Raw genomic sequence first — 19,841 nt, 5'->3', positions numbered from 1 at the left:
CCGCGCGTCAGGCGCTGAGACTCAGGCGCTGAGCGTCAGGCGGCGCTCGCGCCCGGCGGCCAGGGCGTCGCACACCGCCATCGCCAGGTGCCGGGCGCAGAAGGGCTTGCGCACCACGAAGGCCGGGGCGCGCTGCCCCGGCAGGGGAATCGGCTCCTCGCTCGCCGTCACGAAGACGATGGGCGCCGCGTCCGCCGCGCCGAGCTGGCGCAGCATCGCCTGGCCGGCGCCGGTGGCCAGCCGCAGCTCGGACAGGATCAGGTCGGGCCGCCCGTCCTTCAGCAGCATCTCGGCCTCCCGCGCCGAGCTGGCGATGCCCAGTACGGTATGGCCGAGGTCGCGCATCGTCATCGACATGTCGAGCGCCGTCAGCATCTCGTCCTCGATGATCAGGATCTCCGCCGGGCAGGGCGGCACGGTGATGGCCCAGGCCTGCGCCAGCAGGGTGCGCGCGGCGCCCGGATCGACCCGGAGGATGCGGGCGATCTGCAACGGGGTGAAGCCTTCCAGGTGGCACAGCAGCAAGGCGTGGCGCTGCGGCGCCGTCAGCCGCCGCAGCCGGCGCCGCAGCCAGAGCCGGACCAGCGCATGCGCCTGCGATTCGGCCTCTTCCGGCAGCGCTTCCACGAGCCGGCCCGGATGGGGAGGCGGGCAGTCCAGGAGGCTGGAGAGCCGGTCCTGCACCGCGCGGTAGAGCCGCAGCCGCCCCGGAGAGCGTTTCGAAGGGCGGCGCGATTCGTCGGTCAGCAGATCATTCAGCGCGACTTCCACCACGCGGTCGGCCAGCACGCGGGACCCGAGTGCGGCGTGGGTGTAGCGGCGCAGGGCCCGCAGGACGGGTAACAGGTCGGCGGGGTCAGAGCCCATGCTCGCGTGACCTTCCTGCTCCTGGCAACCAACCTCCGTGCCGGCGGGTTTTCGGCCGGCGGGGCGCGCTTGAATTTCAGACCGAAGGCCTCACCGTTACAACTTCCCTGTCGAAATGCACAGGCCTATGCCTTTACGATGGCACACCACTTCGTGAGAAGAGAGCCCCCGCGTGGCTAAATCCGTCCCTGCGCCCGTGCCTGCCGAGGAAGATCAGGCCAGCGAAACGGCACCCGAGGACAAGGCGGCCGGCATCGCCAGCCCTGACGCCGGGAACACGCGGCGGGACTGGCTCGACGAGCGCCTGCGCGAGGAATACCAGGACGCGGCCGAGGAGCCGCTGCCGCCGCGGCTCCTGGCGCTGCTGCGCAAGCTGCGGCCCTCCGTTCATTAGGTGCCCGCTGCCGGCCTGAGAGGGCGCGGCGCGATGTGACGGGGCGGAGGACCACCGCGGGCAGCCGTGGCGGCCGCCCTGCTTCGCCGGAACGTCATGCCGCCGCCACGCATCTGTCGCAGGCCGCGGGTTAACGAATGCGGATCATCAAGCTGAGGTTCCGCATGCCCGACGCACTGCCCCCGCATGCCGAGGTTCCGCCCGGGAAGGTCGCCCATGCCGGTCTGTTTCTGCGGCGCTGGCTGGCCAATCCCCTGCAGATGGGGTCCGTGGTGCCCTCCTCCCCCACCCTCTGCCGCCGCATCGCGGCGCTGACGAGCCAGGGGCCCGGGGAGTACGTGCTGGAGCTGGGGGCGGGCACCGGAGTGCTGTCGCGCGCCCTGCTGGAGCGGGGCGTGCCGCCGGAGCGGCTGATCGTCGTCGAGATCGTGCCGGAGATGGCGGCGCATCTGCGCCGGGTGCTGCCCGGCGTGCGCGTGGTGCAGGGCGACGCCTTCGACCTGCCCGGCTGCCTGCCGCCCGAGGCCCGGGGGCGGATCGGCACCGCCATCTGCGGCATCCCGCTGGTGCTGCTGCCGCTGGAGCGCCAGCGCCGCTTCCTGGCGAGCCTGGAGGCGGTGGCGCCGGGGCTCGGCTTCCTGCTCTACAGCTACTGCATCACCTCGCCCCTGCCCTGGCGCAGGCTCGGCCTGAGCGCCCGGCGCGAGGCCTGGACGCCGCGCAACTTCCCGCCCGCCAGCGTCTGGCGCTACACGCCGCAATGAGAGGCATGCCGGGGGGGGTGTGGCCCCTCCCCGGCCCTTTTGCCTATGCCCGTAGCGGCACGAGCTGGGCGCGGAACTGTGCCGCGCAGGCCTCCCAGGAGAAGGACTCCGCCCGTGCGCGGCAGGCGGCCCGGTCCGCCGAGAGGGCGCGCAGGCAGGCGGCGCGCAGGTCCGTGTCCATCGCCCCGATGTTCAGGGGCGGCTCGGCGTTGCCCAGCACGGTGCGCGGCCCGGGCTGCGGGTAGGCGGCGATCGGCGTGCCGCAGGCCATCGCCTCCAGCAGCACCAGCCCGAAGGTGTCGGTCCGGGAGGGGAACACCATCACGTCGGCCGCCGCGTAGGCGGCCGCCAGCGCCTCGCGGTGCAGGAAGCCGGTGAAGCGCACCTCGGGGTAGCGCCGCTCCAGCGTGGCGCGCAGCGGTCCGTCCCCCACCACCACCTTGCTGCCCGGGAGCGGCAGGGCCAGGAAGTCCTCCACCCCCTTCTCCGGCGCGACGCGCCCGGCGCACAGGAAGATGGGCCGCGGCAAGCCGGCAAAGGCGTCGCGCGGGCCAGGCTGGAACAGGGCGGTGTCCACGCCGCGCGACCAGGGGCGCAGGCGGGTGAAGCCCTGCCCCGCCAGCTCCTGCCGCAGCGCCTCGGTGGCGACGAAGGTGCCGGCGGCAGCGGCATGGAAGCGCCGCAGCACATGCCAGGAGATCGCCGCCGGGACGCCGAGCCGCGCCCGCAGGTAATCCGGGAAGCGGGTGTGGAAGGCCGTGGTGAAGGACCAGCCGCGGGCCCGGCAGAGTCGGCGCATGCTCCAGCCGAGCGGCCCCTCGGTGGCGATGTGCACGGCGTCCGGCGCGAAGACCCCGGCCAGGGCACCCAGCTGCGGCCCCGCTCCCAGCGCCAGGCGGAGGCCCGGCTCACCGGGCACGGCGAGGCCGCGGAAGCGGTCCGGCCCCAGCACCTCCACCGTGTCGCCGCCGCGCCGCAGCGCGGCGGAGACCATGCCAAGGGTGCGCACCACGCCGTTCACCTGGGGCGCCCAGGCGTCGGAGACGATCAGGATGCGCATCTCATGCCGCCGGCAAGGCGACGGGCGCCGGCAGGGCAGGCGGCGCGGCGTGGCGCCGGCGCTGCTCGGCGGCCCAGTCGATCAGCTCGAAGCGGCCATCGGCGTTCTCCACCAGCGCGGTGCAGCTTTCCACCCAGTCGCCATCGTTCATGTAGAGCACGCCGTTCACCATGCGCATCTCGGCGTGGTGGATGTGGCCGCAGATCACGCCGTCCAGGCCCCGCCGCCGCGCCTCCTCGGCCAGCGCCACCTCGAATCGGTCGATCGCCTTCACCGCCTCCTTCACCTGGCGCTTCAGCCACTGGCTGAGCGACCAGTACGGGTAGCCGAGGCGGCGCCGCGCCGCGTTGAACCAGCGGTTGGCCACCAGCGCCGCGTCATAGGCCCAGTCGCCCAGATGGGCGAGCAGCGTGGCGTAGCGCACCACGCTGTCGAACTCGTCGCCATGGATCAGCAGGAAACGCCGGCCATCGGCCGCCTCATGCACCGCCTCGCGCAGCAGCGCGACGCCGGCCACCTCGAACTCCGGCCCGGCCCAGTCGCGGAACACCTCGTCGTGGTTGCCGGGGATGTAGGTGACGCGGGTGCCGGCGCGGGCCATGGCCAGCACGCGGCGGATGACCAGGTCGTGCCCCGGCTCCCAGTACCAGGAGCGGCGGAGGCGCCAGCCATCGATGATGTCGCCGATCAGGTAGAGATGGTCGCACTCGACCTGGTTGAGGAAGTCGAGCAGCAGCTCCGCGCGGCAGCCCCGCATGCCGAGATGAGTGTCGGAGATGAACAGGGCCCGGTAGCGGCGCAGGGCGGGGCGGGGATCAGGCGCGGTGCTGTTGGGCATTCCGGCTTCCCTTGGCTGGGCCCGGGCTTCTGACGTGGCTGCCGGACCGGGATGTTTCGACCAGGGCGGCAGTATCCGAGCCATGCGACGGAGCCGTGACCGTCACATGACAGGCGCTTGACGAATGAGGCGAACGCCACTGCACATACAATTCTGCCGGGCAAATCAACCTCTGGTTTATAAACGGTGAAGCCGCCATGTCGCTGCGCGTGTTGTTCCCGGGAGTGCCGGACAAATTCTCTTGAACCCTGCAAATCATCGGGCTTGTGCGCGTATTGCGCGCATAGCTAAATGCTTTGCTATTGAAGGTAGTCACTGGTCCTTCAGGAATGGGTGGGCATCACGCAATGCAGGGGGCTTTCGGACGGCGGAAATGGGTGGCGCTCTGCGCCGGCCTGTTGGCCGTGGTGCCTCGCTTCCCGGGGTATGCGGATTTCCGCTCCGCCTCCGTCATGCCCGACCGGCAGGAATGGGAGGGCTTCAAGGCCCTCTATCTGCTGCCCGTCGGCCGCATCATCGACACCGGCAACAACAACGCCTCCCATTCCGAGGGCCAGGGCTGGGCGCTGCTGATGGCGGAGGCGTTCGACGACCAGCCGGTGTTCGACCGCGTGCTGGCCTGGACACAGCAGAATCTGCGCCGCCCGCAGGATTCGCTGCATGTCTGGAGCTGGCGCCCGGACCGGCGAAATCCGGTGGAAGACACCAACAACGCAGCGGATGGCGACCTGTTCATCGCCTGGGCGCTGGAACGGGCCGGCCGCCGCTGGCACCGGCCGGAGCTCACCGAGCGGGCTGCCGCGATCGCCCGGGACCTGCATGAGCGCTGCGTGCGGAGAGTGGGCGGGCGGATCGTGTTGCTGCCCGCTGCCTTCGGCTTCGAACATCCCAGCTATACGGTCATCAATCCTTCCTACTATGTCTTCCCCGCCCTGGACGCGATGGCGCGGCTGCATCCTGAGGGGCTGTGGCGGCCGCTTCGCGAGGATGGGCTGGCGCTGCTGCGGGAGAGCGGCTTCGGCGCCTGGAACCTGCCGGCGGACTGGATCCGCCTGACCGGCAAGCCGGAGGAACCGCCCAGCCCGGCCGTCGGCTGGCCCGCCCGCTTCTCCTACGATGCCGTCCGCATCCCGCTCTACATGGCCTGGGCAGGGCTGCTGGACGAGCCGGCCGCCCGCGCTGCCGCCCGCTTCTGGAGCACCCGTCATCCGGCGGGTTACACGCCGGCCTGGACCGATTTTGCGCAGGACACCGTGGCGCCCTATGCGGCCGACAGCGGCATGCAGGCCATCATGCGGCTGGTCCTCGATCCGCAGGCCCGTGTCGCCGACCTGCCCCAGGTCCTCGCCGCGCCGCACTACTATGCCGCCGCCCTGACGCTTCTGGCCCGCCTGGCCGCTTTCGAGCGCACGATGCTTCTCTAGACCGTCCAGCTCAGCCTGGAGCATGAGGCTTTGCGTGGAGGCGCACCCTGAGAGCAGCATGGATCAGCATGGCGGAAGCGCCGACCGGCCTGAACCCTGTTAGCCGCCAAGGCGGTCGCGCCGCGTGAGGGCAGGCCGCGCGGCGGTGCTGGCCCTGCTGATGACCAGCCTCCTGGCAACCGCACTGGGACTCAACCTGTCGCTGGACCGGCGCCGGACGGAGGATCGCGTGCTGCGCGGCGTCAGTGCGCTGGCGGAGGCCGCCGCCGCCCAGGCCGCGGCGATGCTGAACGGCCTGGACCAGGCGCTGCTCGGCCTGGAGGGACTCGACGAGGATGCCGAAGGGGTCCGGCGGCTGCAGCGGCACGAGGCGCTCGCGCCGGAGGGAACCGGCCTGTTTGTGCTCGATGCCGCCGGGGCGGTGAAGCTGGCGACCGCCCGGGGCCGGGAGCACATCGCGGGGCTGCAGCAGGGCTATGCCGCCTCCCTCGCCAGCCTGCCGGCCGGGGAGCCGGCGCTGCATGTCGCGCCGCCGCTGCGCGGCCGCGAAGGCAGCATCCTGCCGCTGCTGCGCCGGCTGGATGCGCACCGCGTGGGCATGGCCTTGCTGCCCCTGCAGGGGTTGGCCGGACAGTATGCGCGGTTGCCGCTCGCCAAGGGTGCCCGCCTGCTGCTGTTCGACGCGGAGGGGCACCGCCTCGCCGTGCATCCGCCCGGGCCCTGGCCGGCCGGCGAGAAGCCGGCACGCGCGGAGGAGGTGGTGCGGGCCCTGCGCGAGCGCCGGCGTGCCTCGGGCATGGACCGTGCCGCGGCCGACGGCACGCCACGCTACTATGCGGCGGTGCCGGTGCAGGGCCAGCCGGTCATGCTCATCGCCCTCCAGAGCCAGAAGGAGGTGATGGCGCCATGGTGGCAGCGCACTTGGCTGCTGATCGGGCTGGCTCTCCTGGCCACCCTCGCCATCGGCGCGGGCACGGTGCTGGTGCTGCGCGAGATGGCGCGGCGGCTGGCGGCCCGGCAGGCCGCCACCGCGCGGCTCGAGGCGCTGGCGCGGGGTTCGGCGCAGATCGCCGCCATGACCGAGATGCCTGCCCTGCTGCACCGCGTCGGGCAGCTGGCGCGGCAGGCGGCTGCAGCGCGCTTCGCCGCCATCCGCCTGCACGAGCCGGCAAGCCATGAGCCGGTGATCGACCTGAAGCCCGGCGACGCGCCGCCCGCCCTGGCCGCGCTGCGCCGGCTGGCGCTCGAACCCGGTCTCGCCGGTGACGCGCCCTGCCTCTGGCCGGCGCAGGCGGAGCGTCCCGCCGCCCTGTCGGTGCCGCTGCGCGGGGCGGATGGCGCGCCGCTCGGCACACTTCTGGTAGGCGATGCCGACCATGCCTTCGACGCCGACGACATCGCCATGCTGTCGCAGCTGGGCGTTCTGGCCGGCATCGCGATCCGCAACCGGCGCCTGATCGGCACGCTGCACCACGCGGCGCAGGAGGCCGAAAGCGCCCGGGGCCGGGTCGAGTTCATCCTGGAGTCGATCAGCGACGGCTTCATCGCGCTCGATTCGGAATGGCGCTTCGCCTATGCCAACACCGCCGCCCGCCGGATGCTGAAGCTGGCGGAGGGCGCGTTGCCCCGCCAGACCCTGTGGCAGCGCTACCCCATCCTGCTGGAGACCGCGCTGGTGGAGCAGCTGCACACCGTGGCCGCGCGCGGCGGCCGGGCCGAGTTCGACATCACCCTGCCCTGTGAGGGCGGCGACCGCAGCTTCCGCATGCTCTCCTATCCCGCCGGGGATGGCATCGCCCTGCAGTTCCGGGAAACCAGCCAGCGTCAGGCCGCGGCGCCCGAGGCCCTGGCGGGCGGCGCGCTGCCGGGCGCGGCGATCATCCAGGCCGCCGGGCTGGCGCATGATCTGGGCCATCTGATGGCCGCCATGGAGGAGACGGCCTCCCGTCTGCCACCCGAGGCGGCGGAGGCGGCGGAGGCGCTGCGCCGGTCCGGCGCGCTCGGGCAGGCGCTCAGCGGCGCGCTGCTGGGGCTGATCCGCAGCGGCCGGACGAAAGCCCGGCCGGCCGATCCGGCGGCGCTCCTGCGCGGCCTGCTGGGCCTCCTGCGGCGTCTGGCCGGCCCCGCCGTGGCGCTGGAGGCCGAGATTCCGCCAAGCCTGCCGCCGCTGCCGCTGGAAGCGGGCCAGCTGGAAAGCGCCGCGGTGAACCTGGTGCTGAACGCGCGCGCGGCGATGCCGCAGGGGGGATCGCTGCGGCTCACGCTGCACCGCCTGGAGGCGGCCCCGGCGCCGCTGCCGCCGGGGCCGTGCCTGCGGCTTGCGGTGCGGGATTCCGGCAGCGGGTTTCACGGGGCGGCCCTTGGCAGGGCGGGCGAGGCCGGCTTCAGCGAAAAGCCCGGCGGGCATGGCCTCGGCCTCGCCGCGATCGCCGCCTTCGCGCGGCGGCAGGGCGGTGCCTTCCGGTTGAGCGATGCTGCCGGCGGCGGATGCCTGGCCGAATTGCTGCTGCCCTGGTCTCCGCTCCCCCTGCCCGCCCCTTCCAAGACGCTGCCGCCGCCACGGCTGGAGGGCAGCCCCTGCATCCTGCTGGTTGAGGACGAGCCATCGCTGCGCCAGCGGCTGACAGCGCAGTTGCAGGCGCTGGGCTGCGCGGTGCATGCGGCGGAGGACGGCCCGGCCGCCTTGCAGCTGGTCGAAGAAGGGCTGCGCCCCGACCTGTTGCTGACCGATGTGATGCTGCCTGGCGGCCTCAGCGGCCTGCACCTGGCTGAGAAGGCCCGGCATTGGCAGCCATCCTGCGCGGTGCTCCTGATCTCCGCCTATGCCGTGGAGGCGGGCGCCACGCCCGGCCAGCCGCCGCTTCTTCTCAAGCCCTGCACAGGCGATGAGCTGGCGGCGGCGCTGCAATCGGCGCTCACGCAGAAAGTTCTGGCATCCGATCCACTTTCAGGAGAAAAACTCACATTCCAGTAGATTCCGCAAATTGCTCTGCTATCATAGCGAGCAATGGTAAACGAAACCACAACCCTAGAACCCCCGCTGCGCCGCCCGCGAAGCTTGGCGGAGCAGGCCCGCGTCGAAGGCATCCTGCTGGGGCTGGGTTGCCCTCGCACGGCCGCGACGCTCTCAGAAGCGTTGATGCAGTCCGGCTACCAGCCGAACCTCATCGACGACCTGAATGATTTCTGCGCGGCGCTGGAGCAGGCTCCGGCGCGGGTGGTGGTGCTGGATCTCGACTGGGCCGCGGGCTCGGCCCCCGAGATGCTCCGCCGCATTCCCGGCCGTGGGCGCGGCCTGGTGGTGCTGAGCCGGCAGGCCGGCGAGGCGGAGCGCGTGGCCAGCCTGGAGCTGGGCGCCGATGACCATCTGCCCCTGCCCGTCTCCCCGCGGGAGCTGGTGGCCCGGCTGCGGGCGCTCTCCCGCCGCCTGCCGGCGCCGCCGGCCACGTCGGAGCCGCTGCCGCCGCGCATGGCGATGGGCGTGCTGCTGGACCCTGCCCGGCAGAGGCTGGTCCCCCCCGGCGGGTCGGAGATCCATCTCACCGGCGCCGAGGCCGGGCTGCTGGCGATGATGCTGCGCGACCCCTCCCTCACCGCCGAGCGGGACATGATCGCCGAGCACGTGCTGGGCTATCGGCGGCGGCCGCAGCAACGCGGCGTGGACCAGTTCGCCTCCTCGCTGCGGCAGAAGCTGGAACAGTCCTCGAATGGCGCCATCCAGCTTCTGGCGGTGCGCGGGCGCGGCTACCGGCTGGTGTGGTAGCCTCGCCGCATCCACCCGGCAGGGCGATGATGCGCGATGATTCAGAGTGCCTGTGACGTGCTCGGGCCGGGCGCCACGCCCGGCAACCTCTCCCGCCAGAGCCTGCGCCTGCTGGCGGCCATCCGGCGCCACCATCCGGCGACGGCGGATCATTCGGTGCGGGTGGCCACGGTGCTGCTGGCCATGTGGAGCCACCGCCCGGACGGGCTGGGCGACATGGCCGAGGTGGTGGCGGCCGGCCTGCTGCATGATTTGGGCAAGGTCTTCCTGCCGACCAGCCTGCTCGATGCCGCCCGCGGCCTCAGCGCCCGCAAGACGGACATGATGCGCGCCCATCCCCTGACCGGCGCCGAGGCCCTGGCCGCGCTGCGCTACCCGGAAGCGGTGCAGGCGGCGGCGCGGGACCACCATGAGCGCTGGCAGGGCGGCGGCTATCCCGGCGGGCGCGCGGGCACGGCCCTGTCACCGCTGGCGCGCGCCATCTGCGTGGCCGATTCCTTCGTCGCGATGATCGAGCCCGGGCGGGCCTATCGCCGGCACCTCAGCGTGGCCGAGGCGCTGCGCGAGGTGCAGGCCTGCTCCGGCACCCAGTTCGACCCCGATTTCGCGGCGCTGCTGGTGGAAGGGCTGGGCGAGACCTTCCAGGCGGAGCTGGGCCTGGACCATGGGCTGAGCCGCCGGAGCACCATGGCCGGGCTGCTGCCTTCGCACCTGCTGGAGCGCGCCCTGCGTCTTCCGCCCTGCCCCTGGTGAGGCGGTGCCTCAGCGCGAGAGGCCGGGAATGCTCTGCGCCAGGCCCGGCGGCAGGTTCTTCAGCAGGCCGGGCGGCAGCGTGACGCTGCGGTACTCGGGCGGCAGGCGGAAGCGGGCCGGGTCCTGCCGGGTGTAGGAGACGGCGGTGGCCTCCAGCATGCCCTGCTTGCCCTCATGCTTGCCCTGCGCGCGCAGCAGCACGCCATCCGGCGTCAGGCAGACGGTGCCCTGCCCGTCCGGATTGCTGACGCGCCAGATGTCGCAGCGGTGGCCGGCTACGGTGGCGCTGCCGGCCGGCGTCATCGTCGTGCCCGGCGGAAGCCCACCGGTCAGCGGCAGCTTCTGCTCGTCCGGCAGCTGCATGGCGGTGCGCATCGAATCCATCACCATCATCGCCTGGCCGCGCGGCAGGTCGACCAGCACCCAGCCCGGCGCCTCCGGCGGCTCGACCCGCAGCCGCCGCTCGGCGGCGAGCCATGCCGCCTGCACCGTGCGCGGTGCCTCGCGCCCGCCGCGGGCCGTGTAGGTCACCGCCACGTCGCGGGTGGGCCAGAGCTGGGCGGGGGCGTTCTGCGCCATGGCGGCGCCGGCGCCGGTCCCCGCGAGGGCCAGGGCCAGGATGGCGGTGCGTCGCATCGGAAATCCCCCTACCGGCCAGGCCGGACAGCCGCGCCGGAGCTGGCTTGCGCTTCCGCTCCGGCCGCCGCAGGCTGCGGCACGATTCAGTTAAGAAGGGGAACGCCCATGAGCAAGATCGCCGTCGTCACAGGCGCGGGCAGCGGCATCGGCCGCGCCGCCGCGCTCGCCCTGCTGGGCGCAGGCTGGCATGTCGCCCTCGCCGGCCGCCGCGCCGATGCGCTGGAGGCCACCATCGCCCAGGCGGGCGAGGCCGGCGCGCGCTGCCTGGCGGTGCCAACGGATGTGGGCGACGCCGCCTCCGTGGCCGCGCTGTTCGCCGCCGTGAAGGAGAAGTGGGGCCGCTGCGACCTGCTGTTCAACAATGCGGGGCGCGGCAGCCCGGCCGTCGATTTCGACGAGATCTCGCACGAGGACTGGTTCGGCGTGGTCGCGGCCAACCTGAACGGCGCCTTCCTCTGCGCGCAGGAGGCCTACCGCATGATGAAGCACCAGGAGCCGCGCGGCGGCCGCATCATCAACAACGGCTCGATCAGCGCCTACGCGCCGCGTCCCGGCTCGGCCCCCTACACGGCCACCAAGCACGCCATCGGCGGCCTGACCAAGTCGCTCAGCCTCGACGGGCGGAAATGGGACATCGCCTGCGGACAGATCGATGTCGGCAACGCCGCGACCGAGATGACCGACCGCATGACCAAGGGCGTGCCGCAGGCCAACGGCACCATGATGGTGGAGCCGCGCATGGATGTGCGGCATGTGGGCGAGGCCGTGCTGCACATGGCCTCGCTGCCGCTCGACGCCAACATCCAGTTCATGACGGTGATGGCGACGAAGATGCCCTTCGTCGGGCGCGGCTGAGCCAGGCGGGCCGGGGCACAACCCCGGCCCTGCCGCGTCAGTCCACCTGCGCGCCGGAGCGGCGCACCACCTCGCCCCAGCGGGCGATGTCGCGCTCCTGCACGGCGCGGAACTCGGCCGGGGTGGAGAGGGTGCTGGGCGTGATGCCCTGGGTGTCGATCAGCCAGCGGCGGAACTCGGGCGTGGTGATGATGCGCTGGATCTCGGCGTTCATCCGCGCCTGGATGGGCTCCGGCAGGCCGGGCGGCGCGAAGATGCCGTACCAGGTGCTGCTGTCGAAGCCCGGCAGGCCGCAGGCCTCGGCCACGGTGGGCACCTCGGGCAACGCCTCCAGGCGCTTGGCCGTCGTCACCGCCAGCCCCTTCACCTGCCCCTGCTTGATGTAGCCGATGGAGGGGCCGGACTGGTTGAAGAACAGGTCCACATCGCCGGACAGCAGCGCCGTCTGCGCGCCGGGCTGCCCGCGGAAGGGCACATGCACGATGTCCAGCCCCGCCACCTGCGCGAACTGCGCGCCGGCCAAGTGGGTCGAGGCGCCGTTGCCGGTGGAGGCGTAGTTCAGCTTGCCCGGCTGCGCCTTCGCCGTGCGGATCACGTCCTGGCAGGTGGCGAGGCCGGGCCGCCGCTCCGCGCTGACGGTGAGCACATTCGGCACGTCGCCCAGATGGGCGATGGGCGTGCTGTCCTTCACCGGGTCGAAGGGCAGGCTGCGGTAGAGCGTGGCGTTGATGGCGTGGGTGCCGGCCGTGCCGAAGAGGAAGGTGTAGCCATCCGGCTTCGCCTTGGCCACATGATCGCTGGCGATGTTGCCGCCGGCGCCGCTGCGGTTGTCCACCACCACCGGCACGCCCAAGGCCTGGGAGAGCGGCTCGGCCAGCTTGCGCTGGTAGATGTCCACGCCGGAGCCGTTCGGAAAGCCGCCCCTCAGGGTGATGGGCCGGTTGGGCCACGCGGCGTCCTGTGCCTGTGCCGTGGCGAGAGGGGCCCATAGGCCGGCCAGTGCGAGGCCAAGCAGCAATCGGCGCATTGTCGGTGGCTCTCCTTCTGTGTGCAGCACCGAAGCTATCCCTGCGCCGGCAATGGGGGGAACCCGGAAAGCGCCCCCTTTCCACGCCGCGTTCAGACGCTGCGCAAATCCAGCAGGCAACGGGGCACCAATGCGCCCAAACCGATGGCATGCCCGGCAAGCTGCTGGCGGATCTGCAGCGCCTGCAGCCGCGCCGCCTCCTTCAGCAGGTCCGTGTCCTCCAGCGCGCCGAGCGTGGCCTGCTGGTCGTCCAGCTGCTCCAGGTTCAGCGAAAGCTGGGCCTCGATGGCGCCACGGTCGGCGGCGAAGCTGTCGCGCGCTTCCAGCACGGCCAGGGTGAAGGCGCTGAGATCCGGCAGCATGGCGCGGGCGGCGGCCGAATCGGCGGGCGGGCGCGGCAGCCGGCTGGCGATCCGCTCCAGCAGGTCCAGCGAGCGAAGCATGCCCGGGTTGCCATCCTCCGCGTTGCTCATCAGCAGCTGGCTGACATGGCGCGAAGCGGCCAGCAGCGAGAGGATCTCCTGGAAGTTCCGCTGGTAGCGCGCCAGGGCGGCGCGGCCCTCCTCCCCGGGCAAGGCGGGATCTGCGATCAGGACGAGGATGCGGCCGGCCTCGCTGGCCAGCATGTCGATGTCTTCTAGCACCTGGCGCAGCAGGTCGAGCATTGCCTTGGCGCTGCTGAGTTGGCGCCCGGCGGCAAGGATGCTGTCGAGTTCGTCCATCTCCGTGGGCCGCAGGCCAGGGGATGGCGTGGGAAGCAGGGGAGCAGAATCCAGCGACATGCAAGGGTTTCCCTTCAGCCGGCTCCGGCCGGCGCTCGGGATATGTTCTGGACCCGCAGCATTGAAGATATCGCTAAGGCACGAAAAAGCCCCCGGCGCGGGCTGCGCCGGGGGCTCCATTCATTCCGTCGCGGGACGGCGCCGGGGGCTCAGTTGCCCTTCAGCACCACCGCCTGGCGGCCACGCTGGCCGTCGCGGACCTCCAGGTTGAGCTTCTCGCCTTGCTGGACATCCTGCTTGCCGGCGCGCTGCAGCACGGAAGAGTGCAGGAACACGTCCTGGCCACCATCATCCGGCGTGACGAAGCCGAAGCCGCGCACCTGGTCGAACCACTTCACCGTGCCGTTCACGGCGTAGGTCGGGCCACCCTCGTCACGGCCGCCGAAGTCGCGGCGCGGCGGACGGTCGCCGAAGCTGCGCGGCGCGCCGAAGCCACCACCGCCGCCGCCGCCACCGAAGCCGCCACGGTCGCCGAAATCACGGCGCGGCGGACGGTCGCCGAAGCCGCCACGGTCGCCGAAGCCACCGGGCGCACCGAAGTCGCGGCGCGGCGGACGGTCGCCGAAGCCGCCACGGTCGCCGAAGCCACCGGGCGCACCGAAATCGCGGCGCGGCGGACGGTCGCCGAAGTCGCGGCGCGGCGGACGGTCGCCGAAGCCACCGGCACCAAAGTCGCGGCGGGGACGGTCGCCACCGGGCGGGGCGCCCGGGCCGAGCTTGCGCTCGTGGATCTTGGTCACCAGCCGGCGACCCTGGCGGTCCGCGCCGATCTCGCAGACCAGCTTGTCACCGGTCTCGGGCGGCTCGATCCCGGCCTCGGTGAGCGCCGAAGCGTGGAAGAACACGTCCTGACCGTCCGGGCCCAGTACGAAGCCGAACCCCTTACGGCCGTTGTACCACTTGACCTCGGCCTCGATGGGCCCGGCGCCGCCCTGCGAATCGTTATCCGGAAACACTGCGTCTCGTATCCGTAAAAGTGTGCGGCCCGACGGGATGCAGGGCCGGCATGGTCCATCCTCGCACCAGAGCGTCCCGATTGCTAGTCGAATCGCCGTGGATCGTAGGGTTCCAGCGCAATATCCGGGCGCCGGCCGGCCAGCAGCGCGGCCACCAGCGCGGCCGTGCGCGGGCCGGCCACCAGCCCCACATGGCCATGCCCGAAGGCCAGCACGATATCGCCCGAATTCCGCGCCGGGCCGATGCAGGGCAGGCCGTCCGGCATGCTGGGACGGTTGCCCATCCAGACCTTCACCCGCTCCGCCGGCAGGTCGCGCGGCAGACCGGGGAAGCAGCGCAGCAGGTGGTCGCGCAGGATCTCGGCGCGCTTCCAGTTGGGCGCCGCGTCGAGCGCGGCGATCTCCACCTGCCCGGCGACGCGCAGCCCCGCGCGGGTCATGGTGATGGCCATCTTGCCGTCCGACGGCATCAGCGGAATGCGTGGCCCCGTCTCGGGATTCGCGATCACCGCGTGGTAGCCGCGCTCGGTCTGCAACGGCACGCGGCTGCCGGCGGCGGCGGCCAGCACCCTGGAATGGGCACCGGCGGCGATCACCGCCCGGTCGGCGGCGATCTCGCCGCCCTGCGTCGTCACCGCGCGCAGCCTTCCGCCCTCGACGCGGAAGCCGGTGGCGGCGCTGCGCGCGCGGCGCACCCCTTCCCGCTCGGCCAGCGCCACCAGCGCCGCCACATAGGCGCCGGGGTCGGCGCAGTGGCCACCCTGCTCGGCCAGGATGCCGAAAGTGTAGCGGCGGTCGAGGGTGGGCTCGCGCTGGCGCAGCTCCTCCTCCCCCACCTCGCGCCAGGCGAGGCCGACCTCGGCGCGGATGCGCCAGGCCATCGCCTCCGCCTCGAAGGCGGCGCGGCTGGGATAGATGTACATCAGCCCGGTGCGGTGGATCAGCTCCGGCACCCCGGCCTCCTCGGCCAGCGCCTGGTGCAGCGCGGGCGCGCCGTCGAGCAGCGGCTTCAGCGCCCGCGCGGTGCGCAGCACCTTGGCCTCGGTCCAGCCGGCCCAGAGATAGCGCAGCAGCCAGGGCGCCACGCGCGGCAGGTAGCCCCAGCGGATGGCCAGCGGCCCCAGCGGATCGCGCAGGAAGCCCGGCACCTTCTTCCATGTCCCCGGCATGGCGGGCGGGATGACGGATTGCGGCGAGAGCCAGGCGCCGTTGCCATAGCTCGCCGCCTGCTCGCCGCCCGGCTCGCCAGGATCGATGAGGGTGACATCCCAGCCCTCGCGCCGCAGCGCCAGCGCGGTGGCGGCGCCGACGATCCCGGCGCCGATGATCGCGGCATGGCCCCGCATGGCGCCGCTCACCGCGATTGCAGCGCGGCGTCGCGCCCGAGCAGCGAGACATGGGCGGAGACGACGCGCCAGCCTTCCGGCAGCCGCGCCATGATCTTGGTCTCCCGCCCGATCAGGCCAGTGCCGACGCGCTCATATTCCAGATGGGTGGCGGCGAAATCCTGCCCGAAGGCGACGATGTGCACCGTCCGCTGCACCCGCTGCGCATAGGCCTTCACCGAGGCGCGGAAGGCGCGGATGGCGTCGTGCCCGTAGAGGATCTCGCCGATGCCGAAGCGCACGGTGCGCGGATCGGCCCAGAAGATGCCGTCCAGGATTTCCGTGCGGTTGTTCATCAGCGCGTCCTCGTAGCGGTCGAACACCGCCCGGACTTCCGCAATCACCGCCGGATCGTCGATCTGCACGCGAGCACCCCTCCGCTGCCAGGAACCAGGAGGTGCAGCGTGCCGCAGCACGCGCGCGGGCGAAAGGGGGCCGGCCATAGGGCCGGCCCGGAATCGCCTCAGCCGGCGTCGGCCACGGCGCGCTTGGCCATCACCGTCACCAGGTTGGCGCGGTACTCGGCGCTGCCATGGATGTCGCTGTTCAGGTCGTTGGCCGGCTGGCGGATATTGGCCACGGCCTCGGGCGACCAGTTGGCGGCGAGTGCGGCTTCCATCTCCTTCTGGCGGAAGGCGCAGGAGGCGGCGCCGTTGACGCCGACGCCCACGCCCTTCGGCCCCTTGGCGACGAAGACGCCCGTCATCGAGTAGCGGCTGGCCGGGTTGCGCAGCTTGGCGTAGCCGGCCTTCTCGGGAATCGGGAAGGAGACGCCGATGAGCAGCTCGCCCGGCTCCATCGCCGTGGTGAACATGCCGACGAAGAAATCGTCGGCCGGGATCTGCCGGCGGTCGGTGATCAGGGTGGCGCCGAGGGCGAGCGCGGCGGCGGGGTAGTCGGCCGCCGGGTCGTTGTTGGCCAGGCTGCCGCCGATGGTGCCGCGGTTGCGCACCTGGGTGTCGCCGATCGTCGCCGCCATGCGCGCCAGCGCCGGGATCGCCGCCATGATCTGCGGGTCGGTCGCAACCTCGAAATGCTTGACCATCGCGCCGATGACGATGGCATCGCCCTCGCGCTTGATGCCGCGCAGCTCGGCGATGCCGGAGAGGTCGATCAGCGCCGTCGGCATGTTCAACCGGTGCTTGAGCGCCGGCAGCAGGGTCATGCCGCCGGAGATCGGCTTGGCATCCGGATCCTCGGCCAGCAGCTTCACCGCATCCGCGAGGCTGCTCGGCTTGTGGTAGGCGAAATCATACATCGCGAGGGGCTCCCTACTCGGCGGCGGCGGGCAGGGCCGCGCCGTCCTTGGCATGGATGATGGACCAGATCTTCAGCGGTGTCGCCGGCATCTCGACATGGGTCACGCCATAATCACGCAGCGCGTCCACCACCGCGTTGATGACGGCGGGCGGCGAGCCGATGGCGCCCACCTCGCCACAGCCCTTCACGCCGAGCGGGTTGTGCGTGCACAGCGTGGTGCTGGTGGAGACGCCGAAGGAGGGGATCTGCGTGGCGCGCGGCATGGCGTAGTCGTTGAAACTGGCGGAGAGCAGCTGGCCCTCGGCATCGTAGACCGTGTTCTCGATCAGCGCCTGGCCGATGCCCTGGGCCAGCCCGCCCTGGATCTGCCCTTCGACGATCATCGGGTTGATGACGCGCCCGACATCGTCGCAGGCGGTGAAGGCGACCACGGCCACCTCCCCCGTCTCCGGGTCGATCTCAACCTCGCAGATGTGGCAGCCGCCGGGATAGGTGAAGTTCTTCGGGTCGTAGAAGGCGGTCTCCTCCAGCCCGGGCTCGATCTCCTCGATCGGGTAGTTGTGCGGCACGTAGGCCGCCATGCTGATCTCGGCGAAGGCCTTGGCGCGGTCGGTGCCGGCGACGCGGAACTGGCCGTTGCTGAACTCGATATCCTCGACCGAGGCCTCCAGCAGGTGGGCGGCGATCTTCCTGCCCTTGGCGATGATCTTGTCCATCGCCTTGACCATGGCGCTGCCGCCGACGGCCAGGCTGCGCGAGCCGTAGGTACCCATGCCGAAGGGGATCTTGCCGGTATCCCCATGCACGATCTCGACCTGCGAGAGCGGCACGCCGAGCTGCTCCGAGACAAGCTGGGCGAAGGTGGTCTCATGCCCCTGCCCGTGGCTGTGCGTGCCGGTGAAGACCGAGACGCTGCCGGTGGGATGGACGCGGATATTGGCCACCTCGTACAACCCCGCCCGCGCGCCGAGCTGCCCCACCAGCTTGGAGGGCGCGATGCCGCAGGCCTCCAGATAAGTCGAGACGCCGATGCCGCGCAGCCTGCCGCGCGCCTTCGCCTCGGCGCGGCGGGCTTCGAAGCCGGCATAGTCGGCGCCGCGCAGCGCCTCGCGCAACGTCGCCTCGTAGTCGCCGCTGTCATATTGCAGGGCGACCGGCGTCTGGTACGGGAACTGGTCGGGTCGGATGAAGTTCTTCCGCCGGATCTCGATGCGGTCCATCCCCATCTCGCGCGCCGCGACGTCGACGAGGCGCTCCAGCAGGTAGGTCGTCTCGGGCCGCCCGGCGCCGCGATAGGCATCGACCGGCACGGTGGAGGTGAACACCGCCTTCACCTGCCCGTGGATGGCCGGGGTGGTGTAGACGCCGGCCAGCAGCGTGGCCGAGAGATAGGTCGGCACGGCGGGCGCGAAGGTGGAGAGATAGGCGCCCATATTCGCCAGCGTCGAGACGCGCAGGCCGAGGAACTTCCCCTCCCGGTCCAGCGCCAGCTCGGCGGTGGTGACGTGGTCGCGCCCATGCGCGTCGGAGAGGAAGGCCTCGCTGCGCTCGCAGGTCCACTTCACCGGCCGCTTCAGCTGCGCCGCCGACCAGGTGACGATGGCCTCCTCGGCATAGTGGTAGATCTTGCTGCCGAAGCCGCCACCCACATCGGGCGCCACCACGCGCAGCCGGTGCTCCGGCACCTTCAGCACGAAGGCGCCCATCAGCAGCCGGATGACATGCGGGTTCTGGCTGGTGGTGTAGAGGGTGTGCTCGCCGCTGTGCGGGTCGTAGTCGCCGATGGCCGCGCGCGGCTCCATGGCGTTCGGCACCAGCCGGTTGTTGGTGGTCTCGAAGCGGACCACCTTGTGCGCCGTGGCGAAGGCGGCGTCGGTCGCCGCGGCGTCGCCGATCTCCCAGTCGAAGCAGACATTGCCGGGCGCGTCGTCGTGCAGCAGGGGCGCGCCGGGCGCCAGCGCCGCCGCCATGGTGGAGAGCGCCGGCAGCGGCGTGTAGGAGACGGCGATGGCCTCCGCCGCGTCCCGCGCCTGGTTGCGGGTCTCGGCCACCACCACGGCCACCGGGTCGCCCACATGGCGCACCTTGCCGCTGGCGAGGACCGGGTGCATCGGCTCGGCCATCACCTGGCCGCCCTTGCCCGTCACCTGCCAGCCGCAGGGGATGCCGCCAAGCCCGGCCGCCTCGATGTCGGCCGCCGTGTAGACGGCCTGCACGCCCGGCATGGCGGCGGCCGCGGCGGTGTCGATGCCGTCGATCCGCGCATGCGCATAGGGGCTGCGGAGAATCCAGGCATGCAGCTGGCCGGGACGGTTGAGATCGTCCGTGTACTGCCCGCGGCCGGAGAGGAAGCGCAGATCCTCCCGGCGGCGGACACTGGCCCCGATCCCCTCGGAGGGGTGGGTGGTGACATTCATGGATTTCGCCTCCCAAAGGCGTGCGGAACGCTTCTGTCTCGCGCCGGCCTTATGTGGCCGGTCATCGTCGTCAGCGGCGGCTGCGCGCGGCCTAGCCGGCGCGCGCCAGCTCCGGCGTGCGGCCCTGCATCACATCGGCGGCGGCGGCGATCGCCTTGACGATGTTGTGGTAGCCGGTGCAACGGCAGATGTTGCCCTCCAGCCCCTCGCGGATCTCCTGCTCGGAGAGGCCCTGCGGGTGCTTCTTCACCAGGTCGATGGCGCTCATCACCATGCCCGGCGTGCAGAAGCCGCATTGCAGGGCGTGATACTCGCGGAAGGCCTCCTGCATCGGGTGCAGCGTGCCATCGGCGGCGGCCAGCCCCTCGATGGTGGTGACCTGCGCGCCATCGGCCTGCACGGCCAGGATGGTGCAGGACTTCACGCTGTCCTCGCCCATCTGCACCACGCAGGCGCCACACTGGCTGGTGTCGCAGCCGACATGCGTGCCCGTCAGGCGCAGCTTCTCGCGCAGCACTTCGACCAGAAGCGTGCGGGCTTCCACTTCAACGGTGTGGCTCTTGCCGTTCACGGTCAGCGTGACTTGCGGCATGCCGCGTCTCCCCCATGCAGACGGCGCCGCGCGACGCGGCGTCCCTGGGGGAAGGGTCATCCAAG

19 protein-coding genes are annotated in these 19,841 nt (G+C 71.9%); 7 read left to right on the top strand and 12 right to left on the bottom strand.

Annotation, left to right across the window (positions count from 1 at the left end):
- Positions 1–21: 21 nt before the first annotated feature.
- Positions 22–867 carry a sigma factor-like helix-turn-helix DNA-binding protein gene (locus CR165_RS14640; RefSeq protein WP_109517726.1) on the bottom strand — a complete coding sequence of 282 codons (846 nt, stop codon included), beginning with the start codon at positions 865–867 and terminating at the stop codon, positions 22–24.
- Positions 868–1,039: 172 nt separating this feature from the next.
- On the opposite strand from CR165_RS14640, the gene CR165_RS14635 reads away from it, so the two are divergent.
- Together CR165_RS14635 and CR165_RS14630 are read left to right on the top strand one after the other, a co-directional pair.
- The gene (locus CR165_RS14635; protein WP_146201914.1) at positions 1,040–1,261 is read left to right on the top strand and encodes a NepR family anti-sigma factor; all 222 of its coding nucleotides are present in this window, start codon (positions 1,040–1,042) and stop codon (positions 1,259–1,261) included.
- 164 nt (positions 1,262–1,425) lie between these two features.
- Positions 1,426–2,025 carry a class I SAM-dependent methyltransferase gene (locus CR165_RS14630; protein ID WP_109517770.1) on the top strand — a complete coding sequence of 200 codons (600 nt, stop codon included), beginning with the start codon at positions 1,426–1,428 and terminating at the stop codon, positions 2,023–2,025.
- A gap of 43 nt (positions 2,026–2,068) precedes the next feature.
- Here the strand turns inward: CR165_RS14630 and CR165_RS14625 are convergent, their stop codons facing one another.
- Positions 2,069–3,085 carry a glycosyltransferase family 4 protein gene (locus CR165_RS14625; protein ID WP_109517724.1) on the bottom strand — a complete coding sequence of 339 codons (1,017 nt, stop codon included), beginning with the start codon at positions 3,083–3,085 and terminating at the stop codon, positions 2,069–2,071.
- Position 3,086: 1 nt separating this feature from the next.
- Positions 3,087–3,923 carry a UDP-2,3-diacylglucosamine diphosphatase gene (locus CR165_RS14620; protein ID WP_109517723.1) on the bottom strand — a complete coding sequence of 279 codons (837 nt, stop codon included), beginning with the start codon at positions 3,921–3,923 and terminating at the stop codon, positions 3,087–3,089.
- A 377-nt stretch (positions 3,924–4,300) separates the two neighbouring features.
- On the opposite strand from CR165_RS14620, the gene CR165_RS14615 reads away from it, so the two are divergent.
- The 4 genes from CR165_RS14615 (at position 4,301) to CR165_RS14600 (ending at position 9,863) form a co-directional block, all read left to right on the top strand.
- Positions 4,301–5,347: a glycosyl hydrolase family 8 gene (locus CR165_RS14615; protein WP_245906439.1), complete on the top strand. Its 1,047-nt coding sequence runs from the start codon at positions 4,301–4,303 to the stop codon at positions 5,345–5,347.
- Positions 5,348–5,471: 124 nt separating this feature from the next.
- Positions 5,472–8,321 carry a response regulator gene (locus CR165_RS14610; protein WP_146201913.1) on the top strand — a complete coding sequence of 950 codons (2,850 nt, stop codon included), beginning with the start codon at positions 5,472–5,474 and terminating at the stop codon, positions 8,319–8,321.
- A 165-nt stretch (positions 8,322–8,486) separates the two neighbouring features.
- Positions 8,487–9,110, top strand: a complete 624-nt coding sequence (locus tag CR165_RS14605) for a response regulator transcription factor (protein WP_181378174.1) — start codon at positions 8,487–8,489, stop codon at positions 9,108–9,110.
- A 36-nt stretch (positions 9,111–9,146) separates the two neighbouring features.
- A complete protein-coding gene (locus CR165_RS14600; RefSeq protein WP_109517719.1) occupies positions 9,147–9,863 on the top strand; it encodes an HD-GYP domain-containing protein in 717 nt (238 codons plus the stop codon).
- Positions 9,864–9,872: 9 nt separating this feature from the next.
- Here CR165_RS14600 and CR165_RS14595 read toward each other — a convergent pair whose 3' ends face one another.
- On the bottom strand, positions 9,873–10,499 hold the full coding sequence (locus tag CR165_RS14595; protein WP_109517718.1) for a hypothetical protein: 627 nt from the start codon (positions 10,497–10,499) through the stop codon (positions 9,873–9,875).
- Between the two features lie 108 nt (positions 10,500–10,607).
- Between CR165_RS14595 and CR165_RS14590 the strand changes: the two genes are divergently transcribed.
- Positions 10,608–11,357, top strand: a complete 750-nt coding sequence (locus CR165_RS14590) for an SDR family oxidoreductase (RefSeq protein ID WP_109517717.1) — start codon at positions 10,608–10,610, stop codon at positions 11,355–11,357.
- A gap of 37 nt (positions 11,358–11,394) precedes the next feature.
- Here CR165_RS14590 and CR165_RS14585 read toward each other — a convergent pair whose 3' ends face one another.
- The 8 genes from CR165_RS14585 to CR165_RS14545 all read right to left on the bottom strand — a co-directional run bounded on the left by CR165_RS14585 (position 11,395) and on the right by CR165_RS14545 (position 19,776).
- Positions 11,395–12,384: a Bug family tripartite tricarboxylate transporter substrate binding protein gene (locus CR165_RS14585; RefSeq protein ID WP_109517716.1), complete on the bottom strand. Its 990-nt coding sequence runs from the start codon at positions 12,382–12,384 to the stop codon at positions 11,395–11,397.
- Between the two features lie 92 nt (positions 12,385–12,476).
- Positions 12,477–13,166, bottom strand: coding sequence for a hypothetical protein (locus CR165_RS14580; RefSeq protein WP_146201912.1), 690 nt, complete (start codon positions 13,164–13,166; stop codon positions 12,477–12,479).
- Between the two features lie 149 nt (positions 13,167–13,315).
- Positions 13,316–14,122, bottom strand: coding sequence for a cold-shock protein (locus CR165_RS14575; protein ID WP_146201911.1), 807 nt, complete (start codon positions 14,120–14,122; stop codon positions 13,316–13,318).
- An 83-nt stretch (positions 14,123–14,205) separates the two neighbouring features.
- The gene (locus CR165_RS14565) at positions 14,206–15,468 is read right to left on the bottom strand and encodes an NAD(P)/FAD-dependent oxidoreductase (RefSeq protein ID WP_109517768.1); all 1,263 of its coding nucleotides are present in this window, start codon (positions 15,466–15,468) and stop codon (positions 14,206–14,208) included.
- 8 nt (positions 15,469–15,476) lie between these two features.
- Positions 15,477–15,872 carry an oxalurate catabolism protein HpxZ gene (hpxZ, locus tag CR165_RS14560; protein WP_109517714.1) on the bottom strand — a complete coding sequence of 132 codons (396 nt, stop codon included), beginning with the start codon at positions 15,870–15,872 and terminating at the stop codon, positions 15,477–15,479.
- Positions 15,873–15,970: 98 nt separating this feature from the next.
- Positions 15,971–16,765 carry an FAD binding domain-containing protein gene (locus tag CR165_RS14555; RefSeq protein ID WP_109517713.1) on the bottom strand — a complete coding sequence of 265 codons (795 nt, stop codon included), beginning with the start codon at positions 16,763–16,765 and terminating at the stop codon, positions 15,971–15,973.
- Between the two features lie 13 nt (positions 16,766–16,778).
- Entirely contained in the window at positions 16,779–19,184 is a 2,406-nt protein-coding gene (locus tag CR165_RS14550; protein WP_109517712.1) for a xanthine dehydrogenase family protein molybdopterin-binding subunit, read from the bottom strand.
- Between the two features lie 91 nt (positions 19,185–19,275).
- Entirely contained in the window at positions 19,276–19,776 is a 501-nt protein-coding gene (locus tag CR165_RS14545; RefSeq protein WP_109517711.1) for a (2Fe-2S)-binding protein, read from the bottom strand.
- Between the last annotated feature and the right edge of the window lie 65 nt (positions 19,777–19,841).

It is taken from the genome of Teichococcus aestuarii (assembly GCF_003116135.1).
Taxonomy (GTDB): domain Bacteria; phylum Pseudomonadota; class Alphaproteobacteria; order Acetobacterales; family Acetobacteraceae; genus Pseudoroseomonas; species Pseudoroseomonas aestuarii.
Note: the sequence above shows the minus strand (reverse complement) of the source record. Positions and strands in the feature narration are given on the sequence as shown.